Source organism: Nonomuraea guangzhouensis (assembly GCF_019396345.1).
GTDB classification, from domain to species: domain Bacteria; phylum Actinomycetota; class Actinomycetes; order Streptosporangiales; family Streptosporangiaceae; genus Nonomuraea; species Nonomuraea guangzhouensis.
Genome location: NZ_JAHKRM010000031.1, coordinates 65,653 through 84,385 on the forward strand (window position 1 = coordinate 65,653; position 18,733 = coordinate 84,385).

An 18,733-nucleotide genomic window follows, 5' to 3' on the forward strand; every position below is an offset into this window, starting at 1 on the left:
GGTCAGTCCCCCTGGTTGGCGGGCGGCAGAAACAGGTTGGCGGGCCAGTGCCCGTTGATGGTCTCGGTGCGGTGCTCGCCGCATTCACAGACGCTGAGGACGATGGTGGCCAGGCCGGGCACGATGGCGTACTCGCCGTGGGCAACAGACTTGGCGGTCCATCGGTGGCGGTGGAACAGGCGGCGCAGGTTCATGGCGCCTTCACCGCCACGTACTCCCGGTTGAACACGTTCTTCAAGGTGTCCTCGTCCTCGCACCGCTTGGCCTTCCGCCTGGCTTCCTCGTAGCTGCTGTACCGGGTGTAGTTCAGGTGCCGGTACCACTCCTTGGTGCGATCCTCGTCCCGGTAGATGATCTCCAGGACCTGCCACTCGCCGCTGTCTTTGGTCTCCAGACCCGCGTCCGCGTTCGCGGCGCGGCGGCTGCGTAGCCACCAGCCGCAGCCGAACGAGACGACTGAAATCAGTACTCCACCGGCAAGCAAGACGATGACGTCAGCCACGCTCGCCCTCCGCCCCGCTGTGGAAGGTGAGCGGCCACCGGCCGTGACGGTCAGCCTCGAAACGCGCCACCCGTCGCAACGCCTGAACCGTGCTCTCAGACTTGTCCTGGTCGCCGTCGAGAGCCCGTCTAGTTGGGCACGGGGCCGGGCAGATGCACTCCGGACACAACAGCCCCGACTCGGCGTGCGTCGCGGCCAACTCCTCCGGACGTGGGTGCAGGTCCCGAACCCGAGCGCCCGCCCGCCGTAGGTCGTCGAGTGTGGCGATGTGATCCCCCAGCCAGCAGCGGTTCGCCATCTCGCTGTCGTCGATGATCCGCTCGACTCGCTTGAGGCGTTCGGCTGCGGTGGCCCGGTTCCAGCGGTGAATCCACTCGGCCGGGGTGGGCAAGACACCCTCCGGGGCGGGTTGCTCGGATTCGCCGGCGCGCAGTTGGGCCACCTCGTGGCGGAGCCGCGCGAGTTCCCCGTTCAAAGCCTCGACTTCGATCTCAGCCACGGTTGGTCTCCTCTCGTGCGGCGCGGACCTGGGCGCGAGCTTCATCGCGCTGCCGCACCGCGTACAAGACCGCGTACAGCCACACCGCATCCATCGGCACCGCCAGACGCGGACCCTCCCAGAACGGCATCAGCGACACGGCGGCGAACAGGACAGCGGTCGGGATAGCCAGACTGCGGAGTATCCACGCGTCGTCGCTTCCGGGCGGGTCGACAAGGACACGCCACGCACGGCGGATCATCTCGCCGCCTCCCCCGCTATCGCGAGCAGCTCCCGCGGTACGACGGTCGGCACCAACGCGCGCTGCCCCGGAGAGAGCTCTAGCGCGTCGAGGATCCGCGAGATCGCCCCGGCGAGTAGGGCACCCTGGGCCTCCGCCAGTCGGATCTCACGGTCGGCGATCCCCATGTCGTGCGCCGTCTTCGCGAAGCGGACGCACCGGTCACGCTCCTGCGCTTCGAGGAGGGCCAGGCCGCGGATCGCTTCGCCTGACTCGTACACGCCGACGCTCGGCGACGCGGAACGGGTGTGGCCGACCAGCCCCTCCCCCTGACCGACACCGCCCGGGGTTCCCGGATCGGCGTCCTCCAGTTGGCGCTCCAGCAGCGACGCGTACAGATGGAACCTCGCCCAACTGACCTGGAGCATCGCCATCACCGCCTCCGCCGGCGACACGTCCACACGGCCCGGAACGGCACGCCACGCGGAGAGTGCCTCACCCTTGGCCTTCAACACCTCGCGGCGCTGCCCGCCATGCGTCTTACACGCGTTCGTGCCCCTGATAGCCAGGGCGTGACAGCGCTCCCCCGGACGGCGCTTCGACTTCTTCGAGCACTCCCAGCGGGTGTGCGTCTCGCAGTGCACGGCTCCGGCCTGTCTCATCAGGTCGTCCGTACTCAAGCGGGCGGTCACGCCGATGCCCTACAGGTTTCGCCGCTGTCGCACTTGGCGTGGTTGTCGGTCATGCCTGTTGCCTCCCCGATTGGTCGTACGCTTGCGGGGAGCCATCTGTGACATCAGGGGCGGGCGAGGTAGGGGGCGGCTCTCCATGGCGGTGGAGGGCCGCTTTCGCGTCTAGTGAGAGTGTCGCGTATTTCGGGACGGTGCAATCGGCAGTAATCGTCTCACGCGATCTGGCCCATGAGACGCTCCCAGAAGCGTGTGAGCTCGTCGCCGGCGTATCGGGTGTAGTGGATGCGGTCGTGGTGGCGGTAGACGGCCACCTCGGTCACCGGCTCGCCGTCTGGGGTGAACGAGGTGTGCAGGTGGGTCCAGTCGTCGGGGCCTGGCCGCCAGTCGGGGAAGCTCGCGTGGGCGGCGTGCTGTTGGAGGGATTTAACCCACTGGTCCTGGCCTTGCGGGTGGTGCATTAACCCACTTTGGCATCCCTTATCCGCAATCCTCAATGAGGCTGGTCTGTCCTTCGCAGTCCCCGCCGTCACGCCGGGAGAAGCGCGGCGCTGTCGGGACGATGATCCCTAGTCTCTCCGCGCAGTCCCTGCCGTAGCCGAGTTCGCGGTACTTCGGATCCCACAGGAACTTGCCGCAGCCGCCGAGGCAGAGCATCGGGGACAGAGGCGGGACGTCGAGGTCGAGGAGGAGGGTCACGGCCGCCAAGCCTCGCGGTCCTCCCAACGGGGAGGTTCGTGCCAGACCTTGAAGGGTCGCCAGCGCACCTGTATGCCGTCGAGGGCGTGGAAGAGCTCCCAGAAGCTCTTTGCGAGCCTCTCACTCAGCCTCATCGGTCGTCTCCTCCTCGGGTACGGCTGACGTCTCGGGCTCCTCGGGCCACCACCTGGTGACGATTTCCACGCCGACCATCCGCCCGTCCTTATCGAGGTCGATGTTGACCACAGCGTCCACGGGCAGCGTGGCGTCCACACCTCCGCGTGGGATAGGGCCGCGGAGGGTGACGTACATGGCCTGGGCCTTCGGATTGAAGGTCCACTCTCCGGGATGGCGCTCCAGGGTCATCGTAGGTTCCTCCTGCGTCGGCGGCGGCGGTTGTACTCGTGCCCGTTGATCGGCAACGACTTGGGGAAACCTCGCGGATTGCAGGTCGGGCAACGGCGGAAGTGCTTACGGTCGCCGACGTGGGCGCGCTTGTGGAAGGTCGCCTGCATCCCGCTCAAGACCGGGGCGAGTCCCTTGGTGAAGCCCTCCGCGAACGCCTGCGCTGCTCTTGCCAAGCCGTCTGCGAAGGCCGAGAAGTCCACTGAGAGAGCGATCGATAGGGCAGGCGTCGGCTCTGGCTGGTCTGGCGCCCATCGCATCGCATCGTCCGACACCACGTAGTCGTCCAGGCAGGAGTCGATTGCGGCCAGCACGCCGTCAGGGGTCGACATGGGATCCATCCTCCTCGTTGCCGCGTCTCCACACGAGTTCGTAGTCCACACTGTCTCTGGCCGCGGCGTAGTCGCCCGGCCCGTAGGTGGTCACCTGTTGCGGACGTCCGTCTCTGTCCACTCGGACGGTCAAGACGACACCGCCGACGTCCATCCACCACACGCCGGCGTCCATCTGTTCCACGTGCAGCCATGAGCCGACCACCAGCTCATCGAACTCGGTGTTCGGCAGGTGGTGGTACTTGGAGTGCTCCCCGTCCTTGCCTGGGGCGCTGGAGACGTGGTGTGAGGTGCCGTACAGGAGTCCGCTGTCCCTCTGGCGGCCGATCCACTCGTGGACGAGGAGACGCCAGCGGCCACCGGGGCGGCGCAGGCTACCCATTCTCGGTCCCCGCGGTGTCGTCGAGAGCGGGAGGCTCATCAGACAGGTACTTGGCCAGCATGAGCCCAGCAGCATGGTGCATGTCGCCCACGGGCCATGCCAGCCACTTATCTCTCAGGTTCTCAACGCGAGCGATCACGTGCTCCAGGTCTTCAGCGTGGTCTTTCGCCTCGTACCAACGCTGCTTGGCCGACTCGTACTTGACGCCGGTTTGGCGGGCCGACTCCAGCGCCCGGTCCCGCGCCTCCTCGCGCTGCATGCAGCCGGAGCAGACGTCCTTCTCGGCGTTGATCCGGAGGCGGGTGATCTCCTGTCGGAGTTCGTAGTTGATTTTGCGCTCGCGGGCGGCGGCAACCTGAGCCTTCTCGACTCGCTCCATCAGGTCCGCGAGGTCTCCGGCATCGATGAGCGCAGCCCGTTCGGGCATGCCCTGGCTCGGGTTGTTGGTGGTGATGACGTTCCAGCGGTAGTCGCCGTTCTCGTGGTGCTCGATCTCAGCAGCCATCACGCGTGCTCCTCCCACCAGAACGGGTCCTGGATGGCACAGTTCACGAACAGGGGCGGCTGGAGGCGACCCGCCGCCAAGCCTTCACGGTGCTCGTCGAGCACGTGGTCAGTCCCGGCCCGCGCGGCTTCCCGCGAAAGGTTCCACGTGCCGGGGATGATCGCGCCGCACGTGGCGCAGCGCATGATCTCGATGTCCTGCATAGCCAGCGGCAGATGATGAGGGACGGACACGTACGGGTCAGCCACCGTGTATTCCTTCTGCGTAGCGGTGGCGGAGGTCATCAGCCACGGCCCAGCTCCTCGGTGATCTCTGCGTCGATGCCAGCTCTGGCGCGAGCCAGCCAGTAGACACTGCTCACCTCCACAATGGCGTCGGCGTACTTCCGGTCCAGTTCCTGCACGTCCACATCGAGCTGGTCGAACGGGACGATGCTCCTATGGTCCGGGCTGCTGCGTGACCTCCAGACTGCCCAGGCGTCGTGGACGTCCTCCATGCTGGCGTTTACGCCCTTCGTCATGGCCAGCAGGGTGTACAGGTCGAGCAGGGAGGGCTCCAGGCCGGGGAGGCGGGCTGCGAGCGAGTCTCGGACGTCATCCACGTAACTCACCAGTGGTCCTCTCGGATAGGGCGGGGTCATTGCTTGTGGGCGCGACACAGTGGACGAGCCCAGCCATGACGAGGTCGAAGGCGGCGCCCTCCGCGCGGGACGGCGGGAGTTGCTGTTTCAGCACTTCCACCGCCTGCGCGCGGTTCAGGGCGCGTCCGCCTGCCACGTGCAGGGCTTCGGCGCAGCGTCCGGCGTCCGGCCACGACATACGTCCTTGAAGGACCGCAGCGGTCTGCTCTCGGTCGTCAGTCACGGCCAGCCTCCGTCGCCGGGTGGGCGGCGATGATCGCAGCCCTTTCGGCGTCGTACTGCTTCAAGGTGGTCACCCGCAGCCGATACCGTTCGCGGGCCTCGTCCAGCTCACGCCGTCCGGCGGGAGAGACGCGGACGCTGAAGCTCGGCGGTTCCAGCAGACAGTCGTCGCAGCCCTCCACGCGCTCGTCGAGCCACCAGTGCTCGTCCTCGTGGGCCCGCTCAGCGCGGCGCGCCATGGCGAGTTCCTCGCGGTCGGCGTAGCCTCCGAGGTCGCACCACGCGGGGTGGCCCTCGGTCTGGCCGCAACCGACGCAGACGATAACACTCATGACGGTGTCCTTTCGGGTAGGGCGGCGAGCAGTTCGAGAGCACGCGCGTGCGGGCATCCGTTCCAGGTGGATGTCGGCCCGTGGGCCTGGCAGTCGCCCCCGTGGTCGAACTCGCACGGGTCGGGATCGGCGAGCTCCCGTAGGAGAGCAAGCAGCTCGCGGCGCTCCTCAGCGGAGACGACGGCCAAGCCGCCCGCCTCTACGGCCCTCACGTGCTTCTCCGCCCGGCCCACGCAGATCTTGCAGGGGCGTCCGTCCTCTGGGCGGGAGCAGCCGGACAGGGCGATGATCTCAACCGGGGTCGCGGACTTGCTAGCTACATGCGAGTTAGCATGCGCGCGTTCGGCGAGGATGGGAGCGGCAGCCTCCAGAGCCACCTTGGCTACGACCCGCTGGAAGTCGGCGAGCGTTGGGTAAGCGTCAGGGGCGTCGTCCACGGCCTGCAGAGCCTCGACTGCGGCTTGTACGGCTTCCTCGGGAAGGTCTGGCATCACGCCCCGCATTCGTGGTCGGGAATCTCGATCTCGTCACCAGGGTCCACCTCGGTCCGCAGGAGCACTGCCCGGCAGTCTCGGCAGCGAAGCTCGATCGCAAGGTCAGCCATCGTCGCCCCCTTGAATTGCCTCGCGGACTGTCTTGCACGGCTCCCGCAGGCACGCCAGGTACTCGGTCGGGTACTCCGGCTCGGGGCTGTGCTTGAGGTGCTGCACGCGGGCGTGAGTCCACAGGGCTGCCTCGGAAGCGCGGTGGGCCTCCAGCAGCGCGTTCAGGACGGGCGTGGTCACTCGGATGCCTCCCTGAGTTCGGATTCGAGCATCTGCACGAGCGGGTCGGAGGCGGGCACGCCGGACGCGCGTAACTCGTCGACGGTCAGCGCGGTGATCGCGTGGTTGTAGTCGTAGACGCCCTCCCGTCCCGTGACCGTCCAGGTGCCGTCCGGGGAGCGGGTGGCCATGGTGTCGCAGGCGGTGGAGGACATGCGGCCCGCCTTGGGGTCGATCGTAAGAGCCACGGGTCAGCCCTCCTCTGTGAGGGAGGAGTCCGGGGAGAAGCGCGCACGCAGTTCGGCCCCGGTCAGGTCCCGGTTCGCCTCGCTGTAGAAGCCGCGAGCCTCCAACTGCTGCGCCAGAGCGTGAGCCTCCGGGCGCACCAGCTCGGTCAGCGGGTCCTTGAGGATGTTGATGGCGAGGTCTACCCAGTGGTCCCATGGCCCTTCAGCGTTGCTGTTGCTGTTGCGCGGCGACCAGGAGGTGAACCAGTCGTCCATCCACGGAGTCCACTGGACGCCGCAGCGCTTGCCCGCGTTGATCGCGGGGATCTCCTCGAAGTTCGCGGCGGCCTGCTCGAAGTAGTCCTTCACGGCCTGCTCGTGTTCCGGAGTGGTCATCGGGTCTCCTTGTCGTTGATCGCTTGAAGGTCTGCCGTCTCCCGGCAGGAGCCGGGAGACAGGGGAAGGGGCGGGTCAGCAGAACTCGCTCTCGCAGAAGGGCACGCCACGCTCGGCGCGGAACGACACCGCCTTCCGCTCCCAGTCCCACATGCGCTTCTCGCCCGCAGTGATCGCGTCGGCAGGGCGCTTCGTGGCGTCGGCCATGAACGTCTCCCACGCCACCCCGTAACCGGACTCGGACTCGATGGTCACGTCCTCGCGGGACAGGAACTCGCGCCACGCTGCCACGGAGACGAGCCCGATGTCGCGGTGGGCGCGGAACAGGAACTCCTTGCCGCCCACGTGCTTGCCGATATGCAGCCCTTCGTCGCCGTCTGGTGTGTCAGGGGTGACCGCGTAGTAGTTGGTGCTCATCTCGGTTCTCCGCTCAGGGTCGAGGGATTGAGGGGGTGGCCCGGTAGGGGAAGAGACCGGGCCAGCAGGGTCAGAGAGTCGCCAACCGAGAGCCGCAGGCGTACACCTTCGTCGCGTACTTGAGCGCCTCACGCCAGGCGAGGCCGTCGCTGTCCACGTCGCTCATGTCGAACCAGCGCTCGTCCTCGTGCTCGCTGTGCTCTCGCGCCAGCTCGTCGCTGCGCTGGATCACCCGGTACTCGTCGCCGAGTTTGAGGATCAGCAGGGTGAGGTCCGATGGCTCCGGCAGCTCGTCGGCGAGGTTGGGCATGTCGCTCATCGGTTCTCCAAAGCGCTGACGCGGTCGCGCAGGTCATCGATCAGATCGGCCAACTCGTCGCGGGCGATTGCCCGGATCTCGTCGGCGATCATGCCGAGTTCTGTCTCGTTCTCGCCTTTCCAGTTCGCTCCCGCCTCCTTGCAGGCAAGGCGCAGGTAGTGGATGAGGATGTCGGGCTGAGCGGACATGGTTCTCCTTGGTCGTCGTCGAGGGGGTTGAGGGTGGAGCCCCGGCGTACCGGGGCCGAAGAACGTCAGGCGGCGTGGCTCAGGGAGTCGCTTTCGTCGTCGTCCGCGTCGTCTTCGCCTGGCTCGGCGTCGCACTCCTCGCAGCCTTCCTTCGGCTGTTCCTCGTGGTCGGGGCAAATCTCGACGACGGACAGCGTGTAGTCGCGCAGATAGGGCTCAGCGAACACGAGGTCGCCGATCCCCTGCTGCGCCTGCTCGCTGGAGCGGAAGCCGGTCTCGGCGAAGCCGCCGTCCTCGTCCACCCAGATGCCGAACTCGGCCATGATGTCGCTCCTTGATCGTTGAGGTCTTGGTCTCTGGCGCTCGCCCCGGGTCTCGCACACCGGGATGACTGCTGGTCGGACTGAGTGGCCCCGGGAGGTGCTGGAGTCCTCCCGGGGAACGGATATGGCTACAGGGGGGCAGGACGAGCAGCGATGGAAGCGGCGCCGGAGAGGATGCGGAATCTGCCGTCCACCAGGCGGATGGTCACCTCGCGGTAGCGGGTCCGACCGGCCTGGCTGGTCGCGACGGGGTCGATGCGCTTGATGACCTCGACCACGCGCGACCACTCGCCGCTCTGGTAGAGGTCCACATGCCAGCCCACGCGCACCTTGAGGGCGGGAATGTGGGTGGGGCCAAGATCGGCCATGCTCATGCCTCCTTGCTGGTGCCGTAGATGCCGTTGACAGGTCCGCCCACGGCGTGGAGCCAGAAACCGTCACCGTGCTCGTCGCGGTAGCAGCCGCCGAGCTCCCAGCCGTCGAGGTGGACGACCTCGTTCCACGTCCAACACTGCGAGGAGGTCTCCCAGCCCTGCTCGGGCTTGTTCATGACGAACAGCTGACCGCCGGCGATGCGGACGAGAACGTCCGAGGTGAACGAGCGAAGTTCGGTCGACTTGGTGGCGGTCATCTCGTTCTCCCTGGCGTCTCATCTTGTTTCGATACTCAGTACCGTAATAGCTGGAACTGAGACTCGCAATAGAGTTTCGCCACTCAGTACCATGATTTTTCTTGAGTCTCGCTACTGAGTTTCGTATCCTTGCCCCATGGACGCTCTCGATCGCCTCGACCAGGCCGACGACCAGTGGACGGCCGCCGAAGAGACCGCCGCCAAACTCAAGGCGGAACTCTTCGAGGCGTTCGCCGCCGCCGTCCGCGATGGCAACACCCCCGACGACCTTGCCGCCCGGCTGAAGTCCCGCAAGACGCCCGAGCAGGTCGAGGCTGGACTGACCTTCAGTGGCGCGTACATCCGCAGGAAGGTCCGCGAGATCGGCATTCCCGCACTGCCAACGGGACCGAAGCCTCGCAAACAGCCCGTCTCCGAGTAGCCGTTCACCCCGCTCCCCAGACGTCGAATCGGGCAAACTCTGGCCAAGCAAGGGCGAAGGCCAGCAAGGCGGAGATGTGCTCCTGCTCGGCGGTCATAACGACGGACCAGACGCCTTCGCAGTACAGCGGGGTGACCTGGGAGACGAGGTCTTGCGGCAGGTCCCGGGCAGCGATCTCCGTGTGTGCGTAGATCTTCACCCGCCAGCGCCGGGAGTAGCCGTTCACCGGGACTCCCCCGCCGCTGCGCGCGTGCACGGACCGCAGTAGTGCTTCCCGTCCCGGACGCTCCAGTCGTAGCGTTCGATGGCGCGGCGGACCACGGTCTCCAAGGTGGGCCCGGTGATCTGGCAGTACGCCCAGCAGCCTGGAGTGTCGCAGTCGAGAGAGATGCCACGGATGCTCACCGGGCCGCCTCCGGCGCCGACGGCAGCAGTTCGTACGCCGCCACCCTGCCGACCAGCCGCGCGTAGCCGTCCTGAGCACGCAAGACCGTCGCCTGCTCGACCGGCCGGAGCGGAGGCCGCTCCACCACCACACCGCCGTCCACGATGTGGCAGTCCTCGCACAGGTACAGGTCGCCGGCGCGGCGCCAGCCGTAGAAGTCGCCGCCGCCGAGCTTGGAGAACGCCTTCTCGATCTGGGCGGCGTCTACCCACAGGGCGACCGCTTCCTCGTCGTCGAGCCACGGGGTGTCGCAGCGGGAGCAGCGCAGGATGACCCGGACCACAGGCTCGACGATCACAACGCCTCCCCAGCCTGCTGGGAGGTGGCGACGGGCTGGTACTCGGCGGCGAACACGTCCGGCTTGACCGCATAGAAGCCATCCGCGTCCTTGACGATCCAGTCGCCGAAGTCGACTTTCTCGCGCCCAGATCGGGTACAGATGGCGAGCCCGTCCAGGATGTGGTCCGCGTCGTGGTGGGGTTTGGCGTCGGCCCACTTCCACCACTCCCACACCAGTTGGCCGTTCTCGCGGGTGAGCTGGCGAGCCTCGACTTCAGCGTCGCCGTGGCGGTAGCGGGCCATCAGGACGCCTCCCCGGACTCGCCGGCCGACATGATGTCCGTCATCCACTGACGGGCCGGGGTGAGAGCCCGCCGTTTGAGCTCGTCGAGGTAGTCGAGCAGCAGTTCGGGGGCGATCATGCCGCCGTCGTCGACTGCGTGTTCGACGTAGCCGCGCAGTTCGGCACACACTGAGTCGTAGTCGGCTGCGGGAATCGGGTTGGGAATGTCCAGCCACTCGATGCGGGTGGCCCCGCCGTGGCCGTGGACCTTCACCACGCCCTCATGGCCCTTGTTCAGCCATGTCACGATCGTCGGCTCGTTCATGGGCTCGCGGTCCAGCCAGTGCAGAACCGCCCAGCCGTCCGAGAAGACGACCCCTTCGGCAACCACACCCGTGCCGGAGACGCCTGATACGTCCTCGACGCGGTGCAGGCGGAAGCGGCGAGGCTCGGCGCTCATCGGCTTGCCGCCTCTCCGGAGAGCTCGGCGGCGACGGTGCACGGCTCGCACCGGTAGGTGCCGTCCTCCAGCACCGTCCACTCGTCCTCTGCCACGACCGCGCGGGCGTCCTCGACCGTCTCGAAGTGGACGCTTCGCCCCTCGCCCTCCTCGTCGTACGCCTTACCGCAGCAGCCGCATTTCACGATCAGGCACGGCTGGTCGAGCTGGCGGGGCGTGGTGTAGGCGAAGTAGCCGGGCGCCACGCCGCCTTCCGCAGCCCACGCCCCGTCGGCCCGCTTGCGTGCTTCGGCTTCGGTGGTGAAGTGCGGGACGAACTCGCCGTTGTCCGCTTGTGTGCCGTCGCTGTCGTAGGCCAGGATCCAGCAGTTCTCTACCGCAGAGCTGCTCATCGGGCGGACACCTCGCGGTCCTGCTCGGCAGCCCGCCGCTTGGCGATCGCTTCCCTGGTGGCCTCTGCGGCCCTGGTCGCCATCCGCTCGGGCATGTACCGGAGGTCGTCCACGGAGAACCGCTCCTGGTCGTTCTCTGGGGCGGCCACCATCACCTCGGGTGGGGGCGAGCCACCGCGCCAGCCGTACGCCGCCTTCCGGCACACCTCGGCATCCTCCGTCTCGGCGTAGCGGCCCGCCGCCCAGACGTCATGCGTGTAGCCGCGCCTGTTCGGCCCCCACCAGGCGTCGTGCTCGTTAGACCACACCAAGTAGAGGCGGACGGGTGGTTCTTGGATATCTCGCATCGTTCGATTCCTCTCTCAAATCTCGCTCTTGTTGATGCTTTTCTTGATCGCTTTCCGTACTGGTGATCCATTTGCGAGGCGCTGAGAGCCCCGGAGAAGCTCTCAGCCGGACCGAGCCTTAGATGGGTGCGGAATCCGCCTCAGAAACGGCGACAGGCGGCACAGAGGCGCGCACACGGCCGGTCCCGTCCGAGCCGTGCGTGCCGGATGCGACGAGTCGCGCGACATCGAAGTCACCCGCCTCGACCCCGGCGACGAACGCATCCACCTCCCGCCGGTCGAACGACAGCACCACGTCCGGCTCGTCGCGCAGCCACACCAGCCACCCGCCGTCGACGTCCCCCACCCAGAGGACGCCCCTGTAGGTGAGCACCTGGTTCGTCTTGACGGCCGCCAGGAACGACCACCAGGCCGGAACCGGGACGCGCAGGATCGGCGAGGCGTCGCCGAGCTTGGAGTCCCGCACCCACACCTCATCGGCGTTTGCGCAGGCCACGGTCACACAATGTCCGTTGTTGCTGGCAGACGACTTGATCCACCTCATGCGCGGGCCTCCAGACTGGCCAGGTCGAATTCGTTGTCCCGTACGCCCGCTGTGAAGGCAGCCCACTCCGAAGGCGTGAAGACCAACATCGGGCCGTCCTGCTCCTTGCCGTCTCGAAGCGCCACGTTGCCGTTCGCGAGTTCGGCCACCTCCACGCAGCTGCTCGCCCCGTTGCAGAAGCTGGACTTGCGCCAGCCGCCGGCTTGGGTCTCGATGTCAGCCATGGACCGACGCCTCCAGGACTGCGACGTGACTCAGTGCGATGCACGACACCTCGCCCTCCACCCACACGACCGCCGTGTGGCCGCCAAGAAGCTGGGCTGCCGTGCGGGTGCGGCTGGTCTTGCCGTCACCTTCACGCCAGCCAGTCCAGTAGCGAACCGGCGTTCCGACCGGGACAGTCGCGTTCCATCCGGCGACGGCGAGAGCCTGCATCTCACGGGCCGCCTGCACAGACGGCTCAATCTCGGGCATCAACGGACACCTCCTCTGCGTTCTCGCCGTGCACGGGACAGTCCGGGTGCGGGTAGGCGACCGGGTTGCCATCCACGAACACGCCGACGTCGTACGCGGTTACGCACAGCCCCGCGCAGGTGCGGGTCGGCTCGGACGCCTGTTCAGCGTCGTCCTGCCAGCCCTGCACGTCGGCGAGGAATCCTGCTAGCTGCTCAATCCCGTCAGGGTCAACCACGGTTCGCCTCCTGCGGCGCGCTCCCGTTGACGATCCGAGCCACAGCCAGCGGAGCGGTCCAGCAGGGGCACGGAGGACCTTGCCGAGGCGAGGCAGGAGCGAGCAGGTTGCCGCACCGATCGCAGACCGCTACCTGCTCATGTCCGGGGCAGCCTGGCTCGCAGACGCCCCGGTGACATGCGCCTTCCTCCTGGTAGACCTCCTCCTCGTAGTCCTTCGCCGCCTGCTCCAGCCAGGAGGCGAGAGGCTCACGGGCGTTGAGCAGCGCCGCCACCAAGCGGGCCAGGACGCGGTCCTTCACGTCGAACAGGACGCAGTTCCGGCAGGTGACCGCCGACTCGTCGTGGATGCTGCCGCACAGCACCACGATGGCCGTCTGCGGCAGCACCTCAGCGACCACGTGCGGCAGCAGGTGCTCGCGGGAACGTGCTGCCGCTTCTCGGAGTTCTTCGGCGATCGTCTTCTCGTCGGTGTCAACCACGAGAGGCCACCTCCTGCGGCATGGCAGCGGGGAACTCGTCCCAGGTTCGGCCGTCGAGCAGCCGTCCGGCCTTGCCTTTCGGGTAGCGGCGCATGACGCAGGCGTCGCGGGTGCCGTCCTGGATGCCCCAGCCGGGCCATGGGCGGCCACGCAGGGCTCCGGCCTTGGTGACGACCTGGCAGGCGTCCTCGTTGGTGACGTGGCCGAAGACGGACTGCCCGTGGTCGGGGTGAGGCGGGCACCAGGCGCCCCACTGCTTGAACAGATAGGCGACGCCCGCCTGCTGGCACTGGTCGCGGAGCCCGCGCGGCCAGTCGAGGTGCATCGGCCGAGCACCAGGGCCGGACTCGCCGCCAGCGATCACCCAGTCGAGGACGCTCGGCGTGCTGGAGTAGACCGCGCCGTCGGACGGATCCTTTACATCGCCGCCGAGGCAGTCGATTCGGCCGCCACGCAGGTTGCGCAGATCGACCGGGCCGAGCAGCGGTTCCGCCGAGATGAACCGCACGGCGGCGGGCGTCTCCAGGAGTGCCGGGATGCGGATGTCCGCCCACTTCTGATCCTCGACACTGACCCCCGCCCAGACATTCGCCAGCGGCCAAGCGCCGAACATCACTGAGTCGTGCATGGCGTCGCCGTTCTCGCACGTCTGCCCCGCCCAGTACGCGACCTCGGGGCGAAACTCCGGCGACGACAGCAGCGAGCGCATCCGGCCGTGGCGCTTGGTGAGGACCTGGAACGAATGACGCGGAGTCGCAGCCATGACCGCGAACACCCTGGCGATGTAGCCATCCGGAACGTCCTTGTGGAACAGGTCAGCCATGTCCGAGACGAAGATCTTGCGGCCCTTGCGCCACTTGAACGGCCAGTTGAGCCGGTCGGGCAGGAGTCGGACCTTGCCGTTGAACCGGCCCTTCTCGGCCAGCCCTTCGTACGCGGGCAGGTGCTTGAGCCTGCCGCCGGTCAGCTTCGCCGCGTAGCAGTTATCGCATCCGGCGGAGATGTGATCGCATCCGGTGACGACGGGCCAAGAGGCGTCCGTCCACTCGATGCTCGTTTTGTCGGCCATGAGGCTCTCCTAGGGGATCGTTTCGGGTGGGGTGTTGCTCGGTTCGGCTTCGCTGACGAAGTTCTCGTCGGCGACCATGAGGATCAGCGCCCAACGACGGGCACCGATCAGCCGGTACCAGTGCGAGCGGTTCTCGTTTCGGCGGGCGGCGTTGGTGAGCTCCCAGCCCTGCCGTTTCCGGAAGCTGATCTTCAGCACGTGGGCTCCTCCGTGTCTGTCCGGTTAACGGCTGATGCGCCGTCGTCCCCAGGCGTTTGCACAGGTGTGGACGGTGATGTCCGGCCTGGCGGGGAGACGATCACGCGGACTCCCCGAACAGCGCAGCCTGGCCATCTACGGCCAGCGGAGGCCTCGGAACGTCAAGCGCCCGAGCGCGCTCTCGGGGATCGCCCGTGCGCCACCGAGCGAGGCGGCAGTAGCCCGCGGACAGGTCGACCGTTACGCCGCGGCGGCCGAAAACGGACGCCGTGAGCGCGCTGGTGCCGGTCCCGCCGAACGGGTCGACTACGAGGCCTCCGGGTGGGCACCAGCCCTGGATGATCCGGCGCGGAATCTCGAACGGGAAGGCCGCATAGTGATCGTCGTCCAAGTGGTCAGGCACGTTGAGCGGCTGGCTGGCGATCTCCCACACGCTGCCCGGCAGTGCGCCGAGCGGGTTCACCGTGTCCGCCATGGCACGACGCCGCTGTCCGGGCGGGGTCGAGCGGCGGGCGCCTGGCTTGCGCTCGTAGTCGCTGGCAGGAGTCCGGATCTCGTCGATCGCCGAGTAGTACACGGGCAGCTTCGTCAGATGGACGATGTCCTCGTGCGCGGACTTGACCCGGTCGGTCACACGTTCCGGCATGGCCGACGGCTTCGACCAGATGATCACCGAACGGGCGATCAGCCCGAGCTGGTCGACGCACCCGATCCGGTACCGCTCGGGCAGCATCAGCCGGGACTTGCGCGGCGCCATCGCCGTGGACGACCGCCCGGGCGGCATGACCGCGGCACGGTCCTCACGGCCGGACCGCGCCGAAGACGGCCCGCCATCAGCGCGATCGGAGTACTTGTCACCCAGAACCACGAAGATCGAGCCGGACGGCTTGAGGACCCGCATCCACTCCGCGGTGCACTCCCACAACGCCTCCAGGTACTCCTGCGGTGAGGCCTCGGCGCCGATCTGTCCGGCAAGGCTCTCGTCGCCGTCGCGGTAGTCCCTCAGCGACCAGTACGGCGGAGACGTGCAGATGAGATCCACGCTCGCATCCGGCAGTGGCAGGTTGCGGGCATCACCGCGGACGACGATCGCGCGGCCACTCACAAGGTCTCCTTCAGGTCGGGGAGCCGGTCCAGGAGGCCGGCCACTGCTGCGTACGGGGAAGGACGGGCGGTCACGCGGCACCTCGCAGAGCCGCGGCGAGAGCGGCCCGGAGCCGGTCAATCTCAGCGAGCAGGTCCAGCGCCTCGAAGCGGACCATCCCCTGCAACGGCTCCGAGTTCGGGCAGAGCACCTCCCCGATCAGCGCCTGCTCGACGTCCTTCTCGGCGCGGTCGATGAGCCAGGCGCGGCCGGACTCGGCGCAGACCGACACGATGATGTCCCGCTCGGCGGCGTGAGAGCGGATCTGGGCGACACGGGCGGAGTCGGTGAGCAGGTCGCGGACATTGACGGTCACGCGATCTCCTCCACCGCGGCGTCGACAAGCATCGGCCTGCCTGTCTCCGAGTTCAGTGGCACGCCGTACGGCATGCCGTCCGCGGCGAGCGCCTCTTCGATCTGCCGCTTGAAGTCGTCGGCAACGCGGCGAGCGTCCGCTGGGTCGGCGTACGATCCGTCGATGATCAGCGCGACGTCATAGCCGCCCCACCGGTTCGGGACGACGACCACCCGGAAGTGATCCTCGCGGCGCCTGAACAGGTCCGCGGTGGCGCTCACCGGGACACCTCGCGGATGCGCGTGTCGGTGCCCTGGATGAGGCTCTCCAGCATGTGGTCCCAGCCGGTGGCGGCGAACCACGTTTTGCCCATGAGGTGGGCGGTCCACTTGACCAGGTCCTTGTACGTGCGCAGGTCGCCGGACTCGATGGTGTAGCCGCAGGTGTTCGACTCACAGGCGTTGCAGTGCGCGGTCCACGCAGGCTCGACAGGCCCGGCCAGCAGGTCCTCGACGAACTCGCCGGCGCTCTCGATCGCCTTCCGGCCTGCCATCGCGGCCTGGTACTCGGCGATGACCTGTGTGTCGATGCCCAAGTGCCCGTCATCGATCGGCCGGCGGCATCTCTGGCAGACAAGCTGTAGCTGGATCACGACGGTTGTCCTTTCGTTTGAGGGGTTAGGCGCTGACGGCTTCTTCGACCGGGTAGCCGCCGTCCCAGACGGCGTTCCACGGCCACGGGCTGGACCGTTCGAGGTGGTGGGGCCAGGCGCGTTCGTCGCGGTCGCCGCGGAACCGCTCCAGGTGGACGCGGGTCGGCTTGTCCTTCGCCTTGCGCAGTGCCAGCCCGAACTCGGGCCAGCGGGACCACACGCCCGACCCCATCGGCCGGAGCGACCGCATGCCCTGCTGTTCCATCGGGGCGTGGGTTTCCAGCCACAAGGCGATGCCGTGTCGGGCCCGGAAGCCGTCGAGGACGCGGGCAACCTGCCCGTTGATCGTCTCGGCCTTCTCGCCCGACTCGGTGAAGGCTTTGTAGAGCGGGCCCATCGCGACGAACTCGGCCCGGCTCGCGGCGATCACCCGGTCCACCAGGTGCTGGTCGTGCGGTTTGCGAAGGTCAATACCGCCCGGCCGGGTCCACCGCCACGCCCGGTCGTCGTCCCAGCCGGAGTACTCGCGGCCGAGATCCACCAGGTGCCGCACCTTGCGACGGACCAGAGCGGGTGGATTCTCCAGGTCGATGTACAGGGTCCGCACCGCGGGGATGCGCGAGTGGTGGGCGAACGGGTGGACGCCAGCCGCGAGCTGTACGGCGATCTGGCGCGCAAGCGTGGTCTTGCCGGCCCCCTCACTGGCGACGACGATGACGCGGTCCATCCGCTCCAGCACGCCGGGGATCAGCCAGTCGTGGTCGGTGTCGGACTCGTCGATGAACGAGCCGAGCGTCGAGAACCCTTCGATCTCGTCCTCATCGGTGGCCAGCGCCCGGAAGCGGGTCAGCGCATCCTCGGTGGCGACCAGCATCTCGTCGGAGGTGGTCGACTCGTGGTAGCCCTGCCCGGCGATGCGGGTCAGCTCCTCGATCGTGATCGCCTTGGTGCCGAGTTCCCGCACCTGGCCCACGTAGAAGTTGATGTTCGCTGCGGTTGGGACGAACGCCGCGAGGTCCGAGAGGTAGACGTCGCCGCCCGCCTCTCCCAGCTTGTTCCCCTTGGCCAACTCGGCGCGAACGCTCACCACGTCCACGGCGTCACCGCGGCGGTACAGACTCACCACAGCGCGGAAGATCAGCCGGTGTTGCGGTCTGTAGAAGTGATCCGCCGACAGGTGGGTGAACACGACGTTCGCAGCGTGGGGCGAGATCATGGCCGCGCCGAGAGCGGACTTCTCGGCGTCGATGTCGTGGGGTAGTGCCCGGTAGTCATCGGTCATGGTTGAACTCCTTCGGGGCCTGCTCTTCGACGTCATCCCAGGTGAAGTTGCCGTCGTCCTCGTCTTCCGGCTCAGGGTCGAAGCGTGCGTCGTTGAGCCAGGTGGACGGGTGCGGGGTGAAGCGTTTGGGGCTGCGGCGACGCTCGGGGTCGTCGCGGTAGGCCGCGGCGGCTGCGATGATCACGGCCGGGTCGGTGCGGTCCTTGATGGCCCTGCGCCATGCGGTTCGGGCTGATGGTTTGCCGACCTTGCGGGGGTAGGCGGTCCAAAACGCGACGAAGTCGGGGTCCTGGTCGCTACCGCATTCGGGAGGCTTCGGCTTCACGGGCAGCTTGAGGAGCACACCGTCCTCGTCGCTGCTCTCCGACTCCGCAGGAGGCGACTCGTTTTCACCGTGAGTTACAGACGTACGGTCAGAACCTTTAACACCTTCCCAAGCCCGTACCCGGTGCGCGCCCGCGCGCGAGCCATCGCTTGCCATCGTTTTGTCATCCTCGAAATGGCTTCCGGATGGCACTTTGCCATCGTCTGATGGCTCCTCGACATCACCTTCGTCTTCACTCGGGGCTGCAGAAGATTCGTCTAGCGAAGACGCGCCTTCGGCCATTTCGCTGCCATCGCCAGCCATAGGCTTGCCATTCGGTTTGCCATCAGACGATGGCAAATTGCCATCCGCCCGCTTGTTTCCCCAGCGTGAGGCCGCCCCCCTCTTACCTGCGGCAGACCTGGCGGCACTCACCTCCTTGCCAGGTAGGTACTCGGCGAAGTCGTGGATCATCCACCCGTCCTCGACCTCATCCCACAGGCCAACCTCGACCAGCAGCCCAGCCCACGCCTTGCCATCAGGACCGCCGAAGCGGCGCGGCAGCGTGGACGGGATCGAGCCGGGCGTCTTGCCCTTCTTGCGTGTGTTGCGGTGGGCGTAGGTCAGACACAACGTCCACAGCCCGAGCGCTGCCATGCCCTCGTCGAGGTCAAGCAGCGCCAGCACCTTCTCGTGATCGTCGAAGGCGTCATCTATGCGGGCCCATCCCACTTACGTGCTCCAGTTGGTGAGT

General features: G+C 67.4%; 45 protein-coding genes. 1 reads left to right on the plus strand and 44 read right to left on the minus strand.

What is annotated here, in order from left to right:
• Positions 1 to 2: 2 nt before the first annotated feature.
• From KME78_RS47645 to KME78_RS47760, 24 genes are all read right to left on the minus strand, one after another.
• A complete protein-coding gene (locus KME78_RS47645; RefSeq protein WP_219536606.1) occupies positions 3 to 194 on the minus strand; it encodes a hypothetical protein in 192 nt (63 codons plus the stop codon).
• Positions 191 to 502, minus strand: coding sequence for a hypothetical protein (locus KME78_RS47650; RefSeq protein ID WP_219536607.1), 312 nt, complete (start codon positions 500 to 502; stop codon positions 191 to 193). Before KME78_RS47650 ends, KME78_RS47645 begins: the two co-directional genes overlap by 4 nt.
• Entirely contained in the window at positions 495 to 1,001 is a 507-nt protein-coding gene (locus KME78_RS47655) for a hypothetical protein (RefSeq protein ID WP_219536608.1), read from the minus strand. Before KME78_RS47655 ends, KME78_RS47650 begins: the two co-directional genes overlap by 8 nt.
• The gene (locus tag KME78_RS47660) at positions 994 to 1,242 is read right to left on the minus strand and encodes a hypothetical protein (protein WP_219536609.1); all 249 of its coding nucleotides are present in this window, start codon (positions 1,240 to 1,242) and stop codon (positions 994 to 996) included. Before KME78_RS47660 ends, KME78_RS47655 begins: the two co-directional genes overlap by 8 nt.
• Positions 1,239 to 1,883, minus strand: coding sequence for a hypothetical protein (locus tag KME78_RS47665; RefSeq protein ID WP_219536610.1), 645 nt, complete (start codon positions 1,881 to 1,883; stop codon positions 1,239 to 1,241). Before KME78_RS47665 ends, KME78_RS47660 begins: the two co-directional genes overlap by 4 nt.
• Before the next feature lie 242 nt (positions 1,884 to 2,125).
• A complete protein-coding gene (locus tag KME78_RS47670) occupies positions 2,126 to 2,371 on the minus strand; it encodes a hypothetical protein (RefSeq protein WP_219536611.1) in 246 nt (81 codons plus the stop codon).
• Between the two features lie 19 nt (positions 2,372 to 2,390).
• Positions 2,391 to 2,618: a DUF6011 domain-containing protein gene (locus tag KME78_RS47675; protein WP_219536612.1), complete on the minus strand. Its 228-nt coding sequence runs from the start codon at positions 2,616 to 2,618 to the stop codon at positions 2,391 to 2,393.
• A 111-nt stretch (positions 2,619 to 2,729) separates the two neighbouring features.
• Positions 2,730 to 2,975: a DUF2283 domain-containing protein gene (locus KME78_RS47680; protein ID WP_219536613.1), complete on the minus strand. Its 246-nt coding sequence runs from the start codon at positions 2,973 to 2,975 to the stop codon at positions 2,730 to 2,732.
• Complete coding sequence (locus KME78_RS47685; protein WP_219536614.1) at positions 2,972 to 3,346, minus strand: hypothetical protein; 375 nt, start codon at positions 3,344 to 3,346, stop codon at positions 2,972 to 2,974. The genes KME78_RS47680 and KME78_RS47685 overlap by 4 nt, the downstream gene beginning before the upstream one ends.
• Positions 3,333 to 3,728 carry a hypothetical protein gene (locus KME78_RS47690; protein WP_219536615.1) on the minus strand — a complete coding sequence of 132 codons (396 nt, stop codon included), beginning with the start codon at positions 3,726 to 3,728 and terminating at the stop codon, positions 3,333 to 3,335. The genes KME78_RS47685 and KME78_RS47690 overlap by 14 nt, the downstream gene beginning before the upstream one ends.
• The gene (locus tag KME78_RS47695; RefSeq protein ID WP_219536616.1) at positions 3,721 to 4,233 is read right to left on the minus strand and encodes a hypothetical protein; all 513 of its coding nucleotides are present in this window, start codon (positions 4,231 to 4,233) and stop codon (positions 3,721 to 3,723) included. Before KME78_RS47695 ends, KME78_RS47690 begins: the two co-directional genes overlap by 8 nt.
• A complete protein-coding gene (locus KME78_RS47700; RefSeq protein ID WP_219536617.1) occupies positions 4,233 to 4,517 on the minus strand; it encodes a hypothetical protein in 285 nt (94 codons plus the stop codon). The genes KME78_RS47695 and KME78_RS47700 overlap by 1 nt, the downstream gene beginning before the upstream one ends.
• Positions 4,517 to 4,843, minus strand: coding sequence for a DUF7701 domain-containing protein (locus KME78_RS47705; RefSeq protein ID WP_219536618.1), 327 nt, complete (start codon positions 4,841 to 4,843; stop codon positions 4,517 to 4,519). Before KME78_RS47705 ends, KME78_RS47700 begins: the two co-directional genes overlap by 1 nt.
• A 245-nt stretch (positions 4,844 to 5,088) precedes the next feature.
• Entirely contained in the window at positions 5,089 to 5,427 is a 339-nt protein-coding gene (locus KME78_RS47710; protein ID WP_219536619.1) for a hypothetical protein, read from the minus strand.
• Entirely contained in the window at positions 5,424 to 5,918 is a 495-nt protein-coding gene (locus KME78_RS47715; protein ID WP_219536620.1) for a hypothetical protein, read from the minus strand. Before KME78_RS47715 ends, KME78_RS47710 begins: the two co-directional genes overlap by 4 nt.
• 105 nt (positions 5,919 to 6,023) lie before the next feature.
• Positions 6,024 to 6,212 carry a hypothetical protein gene (locus tag KME78_RS47720; protein ID WP_219536621.1) on the minus strand — a complete coding sequence of 63 codons (189 nt, stop codon included), beginning with the start codon at positions 6,210 to 6,212 and terminating at the stop codon, positions 6,024 to 6,026.
• On the minus strand, positions 6,209 to 6,439 hold the full coding sequence (locus KME78_RS47725; RefSeq protein ID WP_219536622.1) for a hypothetical protein: 231 nt from the start codon (positions 6,437 to 6,439) through the stop codon (positions 6,209 to 6,211). The genes KME78_RS47720 and KME78_RS47725 overlap by 4 nt, the downstream gene beginning before the upstream one ends.
• A 3-nt stretch (positions 6,440 to 6,442) precedes the next feature.
• Entirely contained in the window at positions 6,443 to 6,814 is a 372-nt protein-coding gene (locus KME78_RS47730) for a hypothetical protein (protein ID WP_219536623.1), read from the minus strand.
• Positions 6,815 to 6,889: 75 nt separating this feature from the next.
• A complete protein-coding gene (locus KME78_RS47735; RefSeq protein WP_219536624.1) occupies positions 6,890 to 7,231 on the minus strand; it encodes a hypothetical protein in 342 nt (113 codons plus the stop codon).
• 70 nt (positions 7,232 to 7,301) lie between these two features.
• Entirely contained in the window at positions 7,302 to 7,550 is a 249-nt protein-coding gene (locus tag KME78_RS47740; protein WP_219536625.1) for a hypothetical protein, read from the minus strand.
• Positions 7,547 to 7,738: a hypothetical protein gene (locus KME78_RS47745; RefSeq protein ID WP_219536626.1), complete on the minus strand. Its 192-nt coding sequence runs from the start codon at positions 7,736 to 7,738 to the stop codon at positions 7,547 to 7,549. Before KME78_RS47745 ends, KME78_RS47740 begins: the two co-directional genes overlap by 4 nt.
• Before the next feature lie 65 nt (positions 7,739 to 7,803).
• Positions 7,804 to 8,061 carry a hypothetical protein gene (locus KME78_RS47750; protein WP_219536627.1) on the minus strand — a complete coding sequence of 86 codons (258 nt, stop codon included), beginning with the start codon at positions 8,059 to 8,061 and terminating at the stop codon, positions 7,804 to 7,806.
• A 128-nt stretch (positions 8,062 to 8,189) separates the two neighbouring features.
• Positions 8,190 to 8,435: a hypothetical protein gene (locus tag KME78_RS47755; protein WP_219536628.1), complete on the minus strand. Its 246-nt coding sequence runs from the start codon at positions 8,433 to 8,435 to the stop codon at positions 8,190 to 8,192.
• Complete coding sequence (locus KME78_RS47760; protein WP_219536629.1) at positions 8,432 to 8,692, minus strand: hypothetical protein; 261 nt, start codon at positions 8,690 to 8,692, stop codon at positions 8,432 to 8,434. Before KME78_RS47760 ends, KME78_RS47755 begins: the two co-directional genes overlap by 4 nt.
• A gap of 136 nt (positions 8,693 to 8,828) precedes the next feature.
• Between KME78_RS47760 and KME78_RS47765 the strand changes: the two genes are divergently transcribed.
• On the plus strand, positions 8,829 to 9,113 hold the full coding sequence (locus KME78_RS47765; RefSeq protein WP_219536630.1) for a hypothetical protein: 285 nt from the start codon (positions 8,829 to 8,831) through the stop codon (positions 9,111 to 9,113).
• A gap of 4 nt (positions 9,114 to 9,117) precedes the next feature.
• Here the strand turns inward: KME78_RS47765 and KME78_RS47770 are convergent, their stop codons facing one another.
• The 20 genes from KME78_RS47770 to KME78_RS47865 form a co-directional block, all read right to left on the minus strand.
• Complete coding sequence (locus KME78_RS47770) at positions 9,118 to 9,339, minus strand: hypothetical protein (protein WP_219536631.1); 222 nt, start codon at positions 9,337 to 9,339, stop codon at positions 9,118 to 9,120.
• Positions 9,336 to 9,518 carry a hypothetical protein gene (locus KME78_RS47775; RefSeq protein ID WP_219536632.1) on the minus strand — a complete coding sequence of 61 codons (183 nt, stop codon included), beginning with the start codon at positions 9,516 to 9,518 and terminating at the stop codon, positions 9,336 to 9,338. Before KME78_RS47775 ends, KME78_RS47770 begins: the two co-directional genes overlap by 4 nt.
• Positions 9,515 to 9,856 (minus strand): hypothetical protein, encoded by a 342-nt coding sequence (locus tag KME78_RS47780; protein WP_219536633.1) that lies wholly within the window; start codon positions 9,854 to 9,856, stop codon positions 9,515 to 9,517. Before KME78_RS47780 ends, KME78_RS47775 begins: the two co-directional genes overlap by 4 nt.
• Positions 9,853 to 10,140: a hypothetical protein gene (locus KME78_RS47785; RefSeq protein ID WP_219536634.1), complete on the minus strand. Its 288-nt coding sequence runs from the start codon at positions 10,138 to 10,140 to the stop codon at positions 9,853 to 9,855. The genes KME78_RS47780 and KME78_RS47785 overlap by 4 nt, the downstream gene beginning before the upstream one ends.
• Complete coding sequence (locus tag KME78_RS47790) at positions 10,140 to 10,580, minus strand: hypothetical protein (RefSeq protein ID WP_219536635.1); 441 nt, start codon at positions 10,578 to 10,580, stop codon at positions 10,140 to 10,142. Before KME78_RS47790 ends, KME78_RS47785 begins: the two co-directional genes overlap by 1 nt.
• A complete protein-coding gene (locus KME78_RS47795) occupies positions 10,577 to 10,972 on the minus strand; it encodes a hypothetical protein (protein ID WP_219536636.1) in 396 nt (131 codons plus the stop codon). Before KME78_RS47795 ends, KME78_RS47790 begins: the two co-directional genes overlap by 4 nt.
• Positions 10,969 to 11,319 (minus strand): hypothetical protein, encoded by a 351-nt coding sequence (locus KME78_RS47800; protein ID WP_219536637.1) that lies wholly within the window; start codon positions 11,317 to 11,319, stop codon positions 10,969 to 10,971. Before KME78_RS47800 ends, KME78_RS47795 begins: the two co-directional genes overlap by 4 nt.
• A 118-nt stretch (positions 11,320 to 11,437) precedes the next feature.
• Positions 11,438 to 11,863, minus strand: a complete 426-nt coding sequence (locus KME78_RS47805; RefSeq protein ID WP_219536638.1) for a DUF397 domain-containing protein — start codon at positions 11,861 to 11,863, stop codon at positions 11,438 to 11,440.
• Positions 11,860 to 12,087: a DUF397 domain-containing protein gene (locus KME78_RS47810; RefSeq protein ID WP_219536639.1), complete on the minus strand. Its 228-nt coding sequence runs from the start codon at positions 12,085 to 12,087 to the stop codon at positions 11,860 to 11,862. The genes KME78_RS47805 and KME78_RS47810 overlap by 4 nt, the downstream gene beginning before the upstream one ends.
• Complete coding sequence (locus tag KME78_RS47815; protein WP_219536640.1) at positions 12,080 to 12,337, minus strand: hypothetical protein; 258 nt, start codon at positions 12,335 to 12,337, stop codon at positions 12,080 to 12,082. Before KME78_RS47815 ends, KME78_RS47810 begins: the two co-directional genes overlap by 8 nt.
• Positions 12,324 to 12,554, minus strand: a complete 231-nt coding sequence (locus KME78_RS47820) for a hypothetical protein (protein WP_219536641.1) — start codon at positions 12,552 to 12,554, stop codon at positions 12,324 to 12,326. Before KME78_RS47820 ends, KME78_RS47815 begins: the two co-directional genes overlap by 14 nt.
• Entirely contained in the window at positions 12,547 to 13,035 is a 489-nt protein-coding gene (locus KME78_RS47825) for a hypothetical protein (protein ID WP_219536642.1), read from the minus strand. Before KME78_RS47825 ends, KME78_RS47820 begins: the two co-directional genes overlap by 8 nt.
• Positions 13,028 to 14,104 carry a DUF5131 family protein gene (locus KME78_RS47830; protein WP_219536643.1) on the minus strand — a complete coding sequence of 359 codons (1,077 nt, stop codon included), beginning with the start codon at positions 14,102 to 14,104 and terminating at the stop codon, positions 13,028 to 13,030. Before KME78_RS47830 ends, KME78_RS47825 begins: the two co-directional genes overlap by 8 nt.
• A gap of 9 nt (positions 14,105 to 14,113) precedes the next feature.
• Positions 14,114 to 14,302 (minus strand): hypothetical protein, encoded by a 189-nt coding sequence (locus tag KME78_RS47835; protein WP_219536644.1) that lies wholly within the window; start codon positions 14,300 to 14,302, stop codon positions 14,114 to 14,116.
• A gap of 100 nt (positions 14,303 to 14,402) precedes the next feature.
• Positions 14,403 to 15,407 carry a DNA-methyltransferase gene (locus KME78_RS47840; protein ID WP_219536645.1) on the minus strand — a complete coding sequence of 335 codons (1,005 nt, stop codon included), beginning with the start codon at positions 15,405 to 15,407 and terminating at the stop codon, positions 14,403 to 14,405.
• Positions 15,408 to 15,477: 70 nt separating this feature from the next.
• Complete coding sequence (locus KME78_RS47845) at positions 15,478 to 15,762, minus strand: hypothetical protein (protein WP_219536646.1); 285 nt, start codon at positions 15,760 to 15,762, stop codon at positions 15,478 to 15,480.
• Complete coding sequence (locus KME78_RS47850) at positions 15,759 to 16,022, minus strand: hypothetical protein (RefSeq protein ID WP_219536647.1); 264 nt, start codon at positions 16,020 to 16,022, stop codon at positions 15,759 to 15,761. Before KME78_RS47850 ends, KME78_RS47845 begins: the two co-directional genes overlap by 4 nt.
• Positions 16,019 to 16,336 carry a hypothetical protein gene (locus KME78_RS47855; RefSeq protein WP_219536648.1) on the minus strand — a complete coding sequence of 106 codons (318 nt, stop codon included), beginning with the start codon at positions 16,334 to 16,336 and terminating at the stop codon, positions 16,019 to 16,021. The genes KME78_RS47850 and KME78_RS47855 overlap by 4 nt, the downstream gene beginning before the upstream one ends.
• Before the next feature lie 82 nt (positions 16,337 to 16,418).
• Entirely contained in the window at positions 16,419 to 17,675 is a 1,257-nt protein-coding gene (locus tag KME78_RS47860) for a DnaB-like helicase N-terminal domain-containing protein (RefSeq protein WP_219536649.1), read from the minus strand.
• Complete coding sequence (locus tag KME78_RS47865; protein ID WP_219536650.1) at positions 17,665 to 18,711, minus strand: LvrA C-terminal domain-related protein; 1,047 nt, start codon at positions 18,709 to 18,711, stop codon at positions 17,665 to 17,667. The genes KME78_RS47860 and KME78_RS47865 overlap by 11 nt, the downstream gene beginning before the upstream one ends.
• Between the last annotated feature and the right edge of the window lie 22 nt (positions 18,712 to 18,733).

Coding starts and splice junctions, on each gene's coding strand:
- KME78_RS47645 (WP_219536606.1), bottom strand. CDS start 194: ATGAACCTGCGCCGCCTGTTCCACCGCCACCGATGGACCGCCAAGTCT.
- KME78_RS47660 (WP_219536609.1), bottom strand. CDS start 1,242: ATGATCCGCCGTGCGTGGCGTGTCCTTGTCGACCCGCCCGGAAGCGAC.
- KME78_RS47665 (WP_219536610.1), bottom strand. CDS start 1,883: ATGAGACAGGCCGGAGCCGTGCACTGCGAGACGCACACCCGCTGGGAG.
- KME78_RS47670 (WP_219536611.1), bottom strand. CDS start 2,371: ATGCACCACCCGCAAGGCCAGGACCAGTGGGTTAAATCCCTCCAACAG.
- KME78_RS47680 (WP_219536613.1), bottom strand. CDS start 2,975: ATGACCCTGGAGCGCCATCCCGGAGAGTGGACCTTCAATCCGAAGGCC.
- KME78_RS47685 (WP_219536614.1), bottom strand. CDS start 3,346: ATGTCGACCCCTGACGGCGTGCTGGCCGCAATCGACTCCTGCCTGGAC.
- KME78_RS47690 (WP_219536615.1), bottom strand. CDS start 3,728: ATGGGTAGCCTGCGCCGCCCCGGTGGCCGCTGGCGTCTCCTCGTCCAC.
- KME78_RS47695 (WP_219536616.1), bottom strand. CDS start 4,233: ATGGCTGCTGAGATCGAGCACCACGAGAACGGCGACTACCGCTGGAAC.
- KME78_RS47700 (WP_219536617.1), bottom strand. CDS start 4,517: ATGACCTCCGCCACCGCTACGCAGAAGGAATACACGGTGGCTGACCCG.
- KME78_RS47710 (WP_219536619.1), bottom strand. CDS start 5,427: ATGAGTGTTATCGTCTGCGTCGGTTGCGGCCAGACCGAGGGCCACCCC.
- KME78_RS47715 (WP_219536620.1), bottom strand. CDS start 5,918: ATGCCAGACCTTCCCGAGGAAGCCGTACAAGCCGCAGTCGAGGCTCTG.
- KME78_RS47730 (WP_219536623.1), bottom strand. CDS start 6,814: ATGACCACTCCGGAACACGAGCAGGCCGTGAAGGACTACTTCGAGCAG.
- KME78_RS47735 (WP_219536624.1), bottom strand. CDS start 7,231: ATGAGCACCAACTACTACGCGGTCACCCCTGACACACCAGACGGCGAC.
- KME78_RS47740 (WP_219536625.1), bottom strand. CDS start 7,550: ATGAGCGACATGCCCAACCTCGCCGACGAGCTGCCGGAGCCATCGGAC.
- KME78_RS47745 (WP_219536626.1), bottom strand. CDS start 7,738: ATGTCCGCTCAGCCCGACATCCTCATCCACTACCTGCGCCTTGCCTGC.
- KME78_RS47750 (WP_219536627.1), bottom strand. CDS start 8,061: ATGGCCGAGTTCGGCATCTGGGTGGACGAGGACGGCGGCTTCGCCGAG.
- KME78_RS47755 (WP_219536628.1), bottom strand. CDS start 8,435: ATGAGCATGGCCGATCTTGGCCCCACCCACATTCCCGCCCTCAAGGTG.
- KME78_RS47760 (WP_219536629.1), bottom strand. CDS start 8,692: ATGACCGCCACCAAGTCGACCGAACTTCGCTCGTTCACCTCGGACGTT.
- KME78_RS47765 (WP_219536630.1), top strand. CDS start 8,829: ATGGACGCTCTCGATCGCCTCGACCAGGCCGACGACCAGTGGACGGCC.
- KME78_RS47785 (WP_219536634.1), bottom strand. CDS start 10,140: ATGGCCCGCTACCGCCACGGCGACGCTGAAGTCGAGGCTCGCCAGCTC.
- KME78_RS47790 (WP_219536635.1), bottom strand. CDS start 10,580: ATGAGCGCCGAGCCTCGCCGCTTCCGCCTGCACCGCGTCGAGGACGTA.
- KME78_RS47795 (WP_219536636.1), bottom strand. CDS start 10,972: ATGAGCAGCTCTGCGGTAGAGAACTGCTGGATCCTGGCCTACGACAGC.
- KME78_RS47800 (WP_219536637.1), bottom strand. CDS start 11,319: ATGCGAGATATCCAAGAACCACCCGTCCGCCTCTACTTGGTGTGGTCT.
- KME78_RS47805 (WP_219536638.1), bottom strand. CDS start 11,863: ATGAGGTGGATCAAGTCGTCTGCCAGCAACAACGGACATTGTGTGACC.
- KME78_RS47810 (WP_219536639.1), bottom strand. CDS start 12,087: ATGGCTGACATCGAGACCCAAGCCGGCGGCTGGCGCAAGTCCAGCTTC.
- KME78_RS47815 (WP_219536640.1), bottom strand. CDS start 12,337: ATGCCCGAGATTGAGCCGTCTGTGCAGGCGGCCCGTGAGATGCAGGCT.
- KME78_RS47830 (WP_219536643.1), bottom strand. CDS start 14,104: ATGGCCGACAAAACGAGCATCGAGTGGACGGACGCCTCTTGGCCCGTC.
- KME78_RS47860 (WP_219536649.1), bottom strand. CDS start 17,675: ATGACCGATGACTACCGGGCACTACCCCACGACATCGACGCCGAGAAG.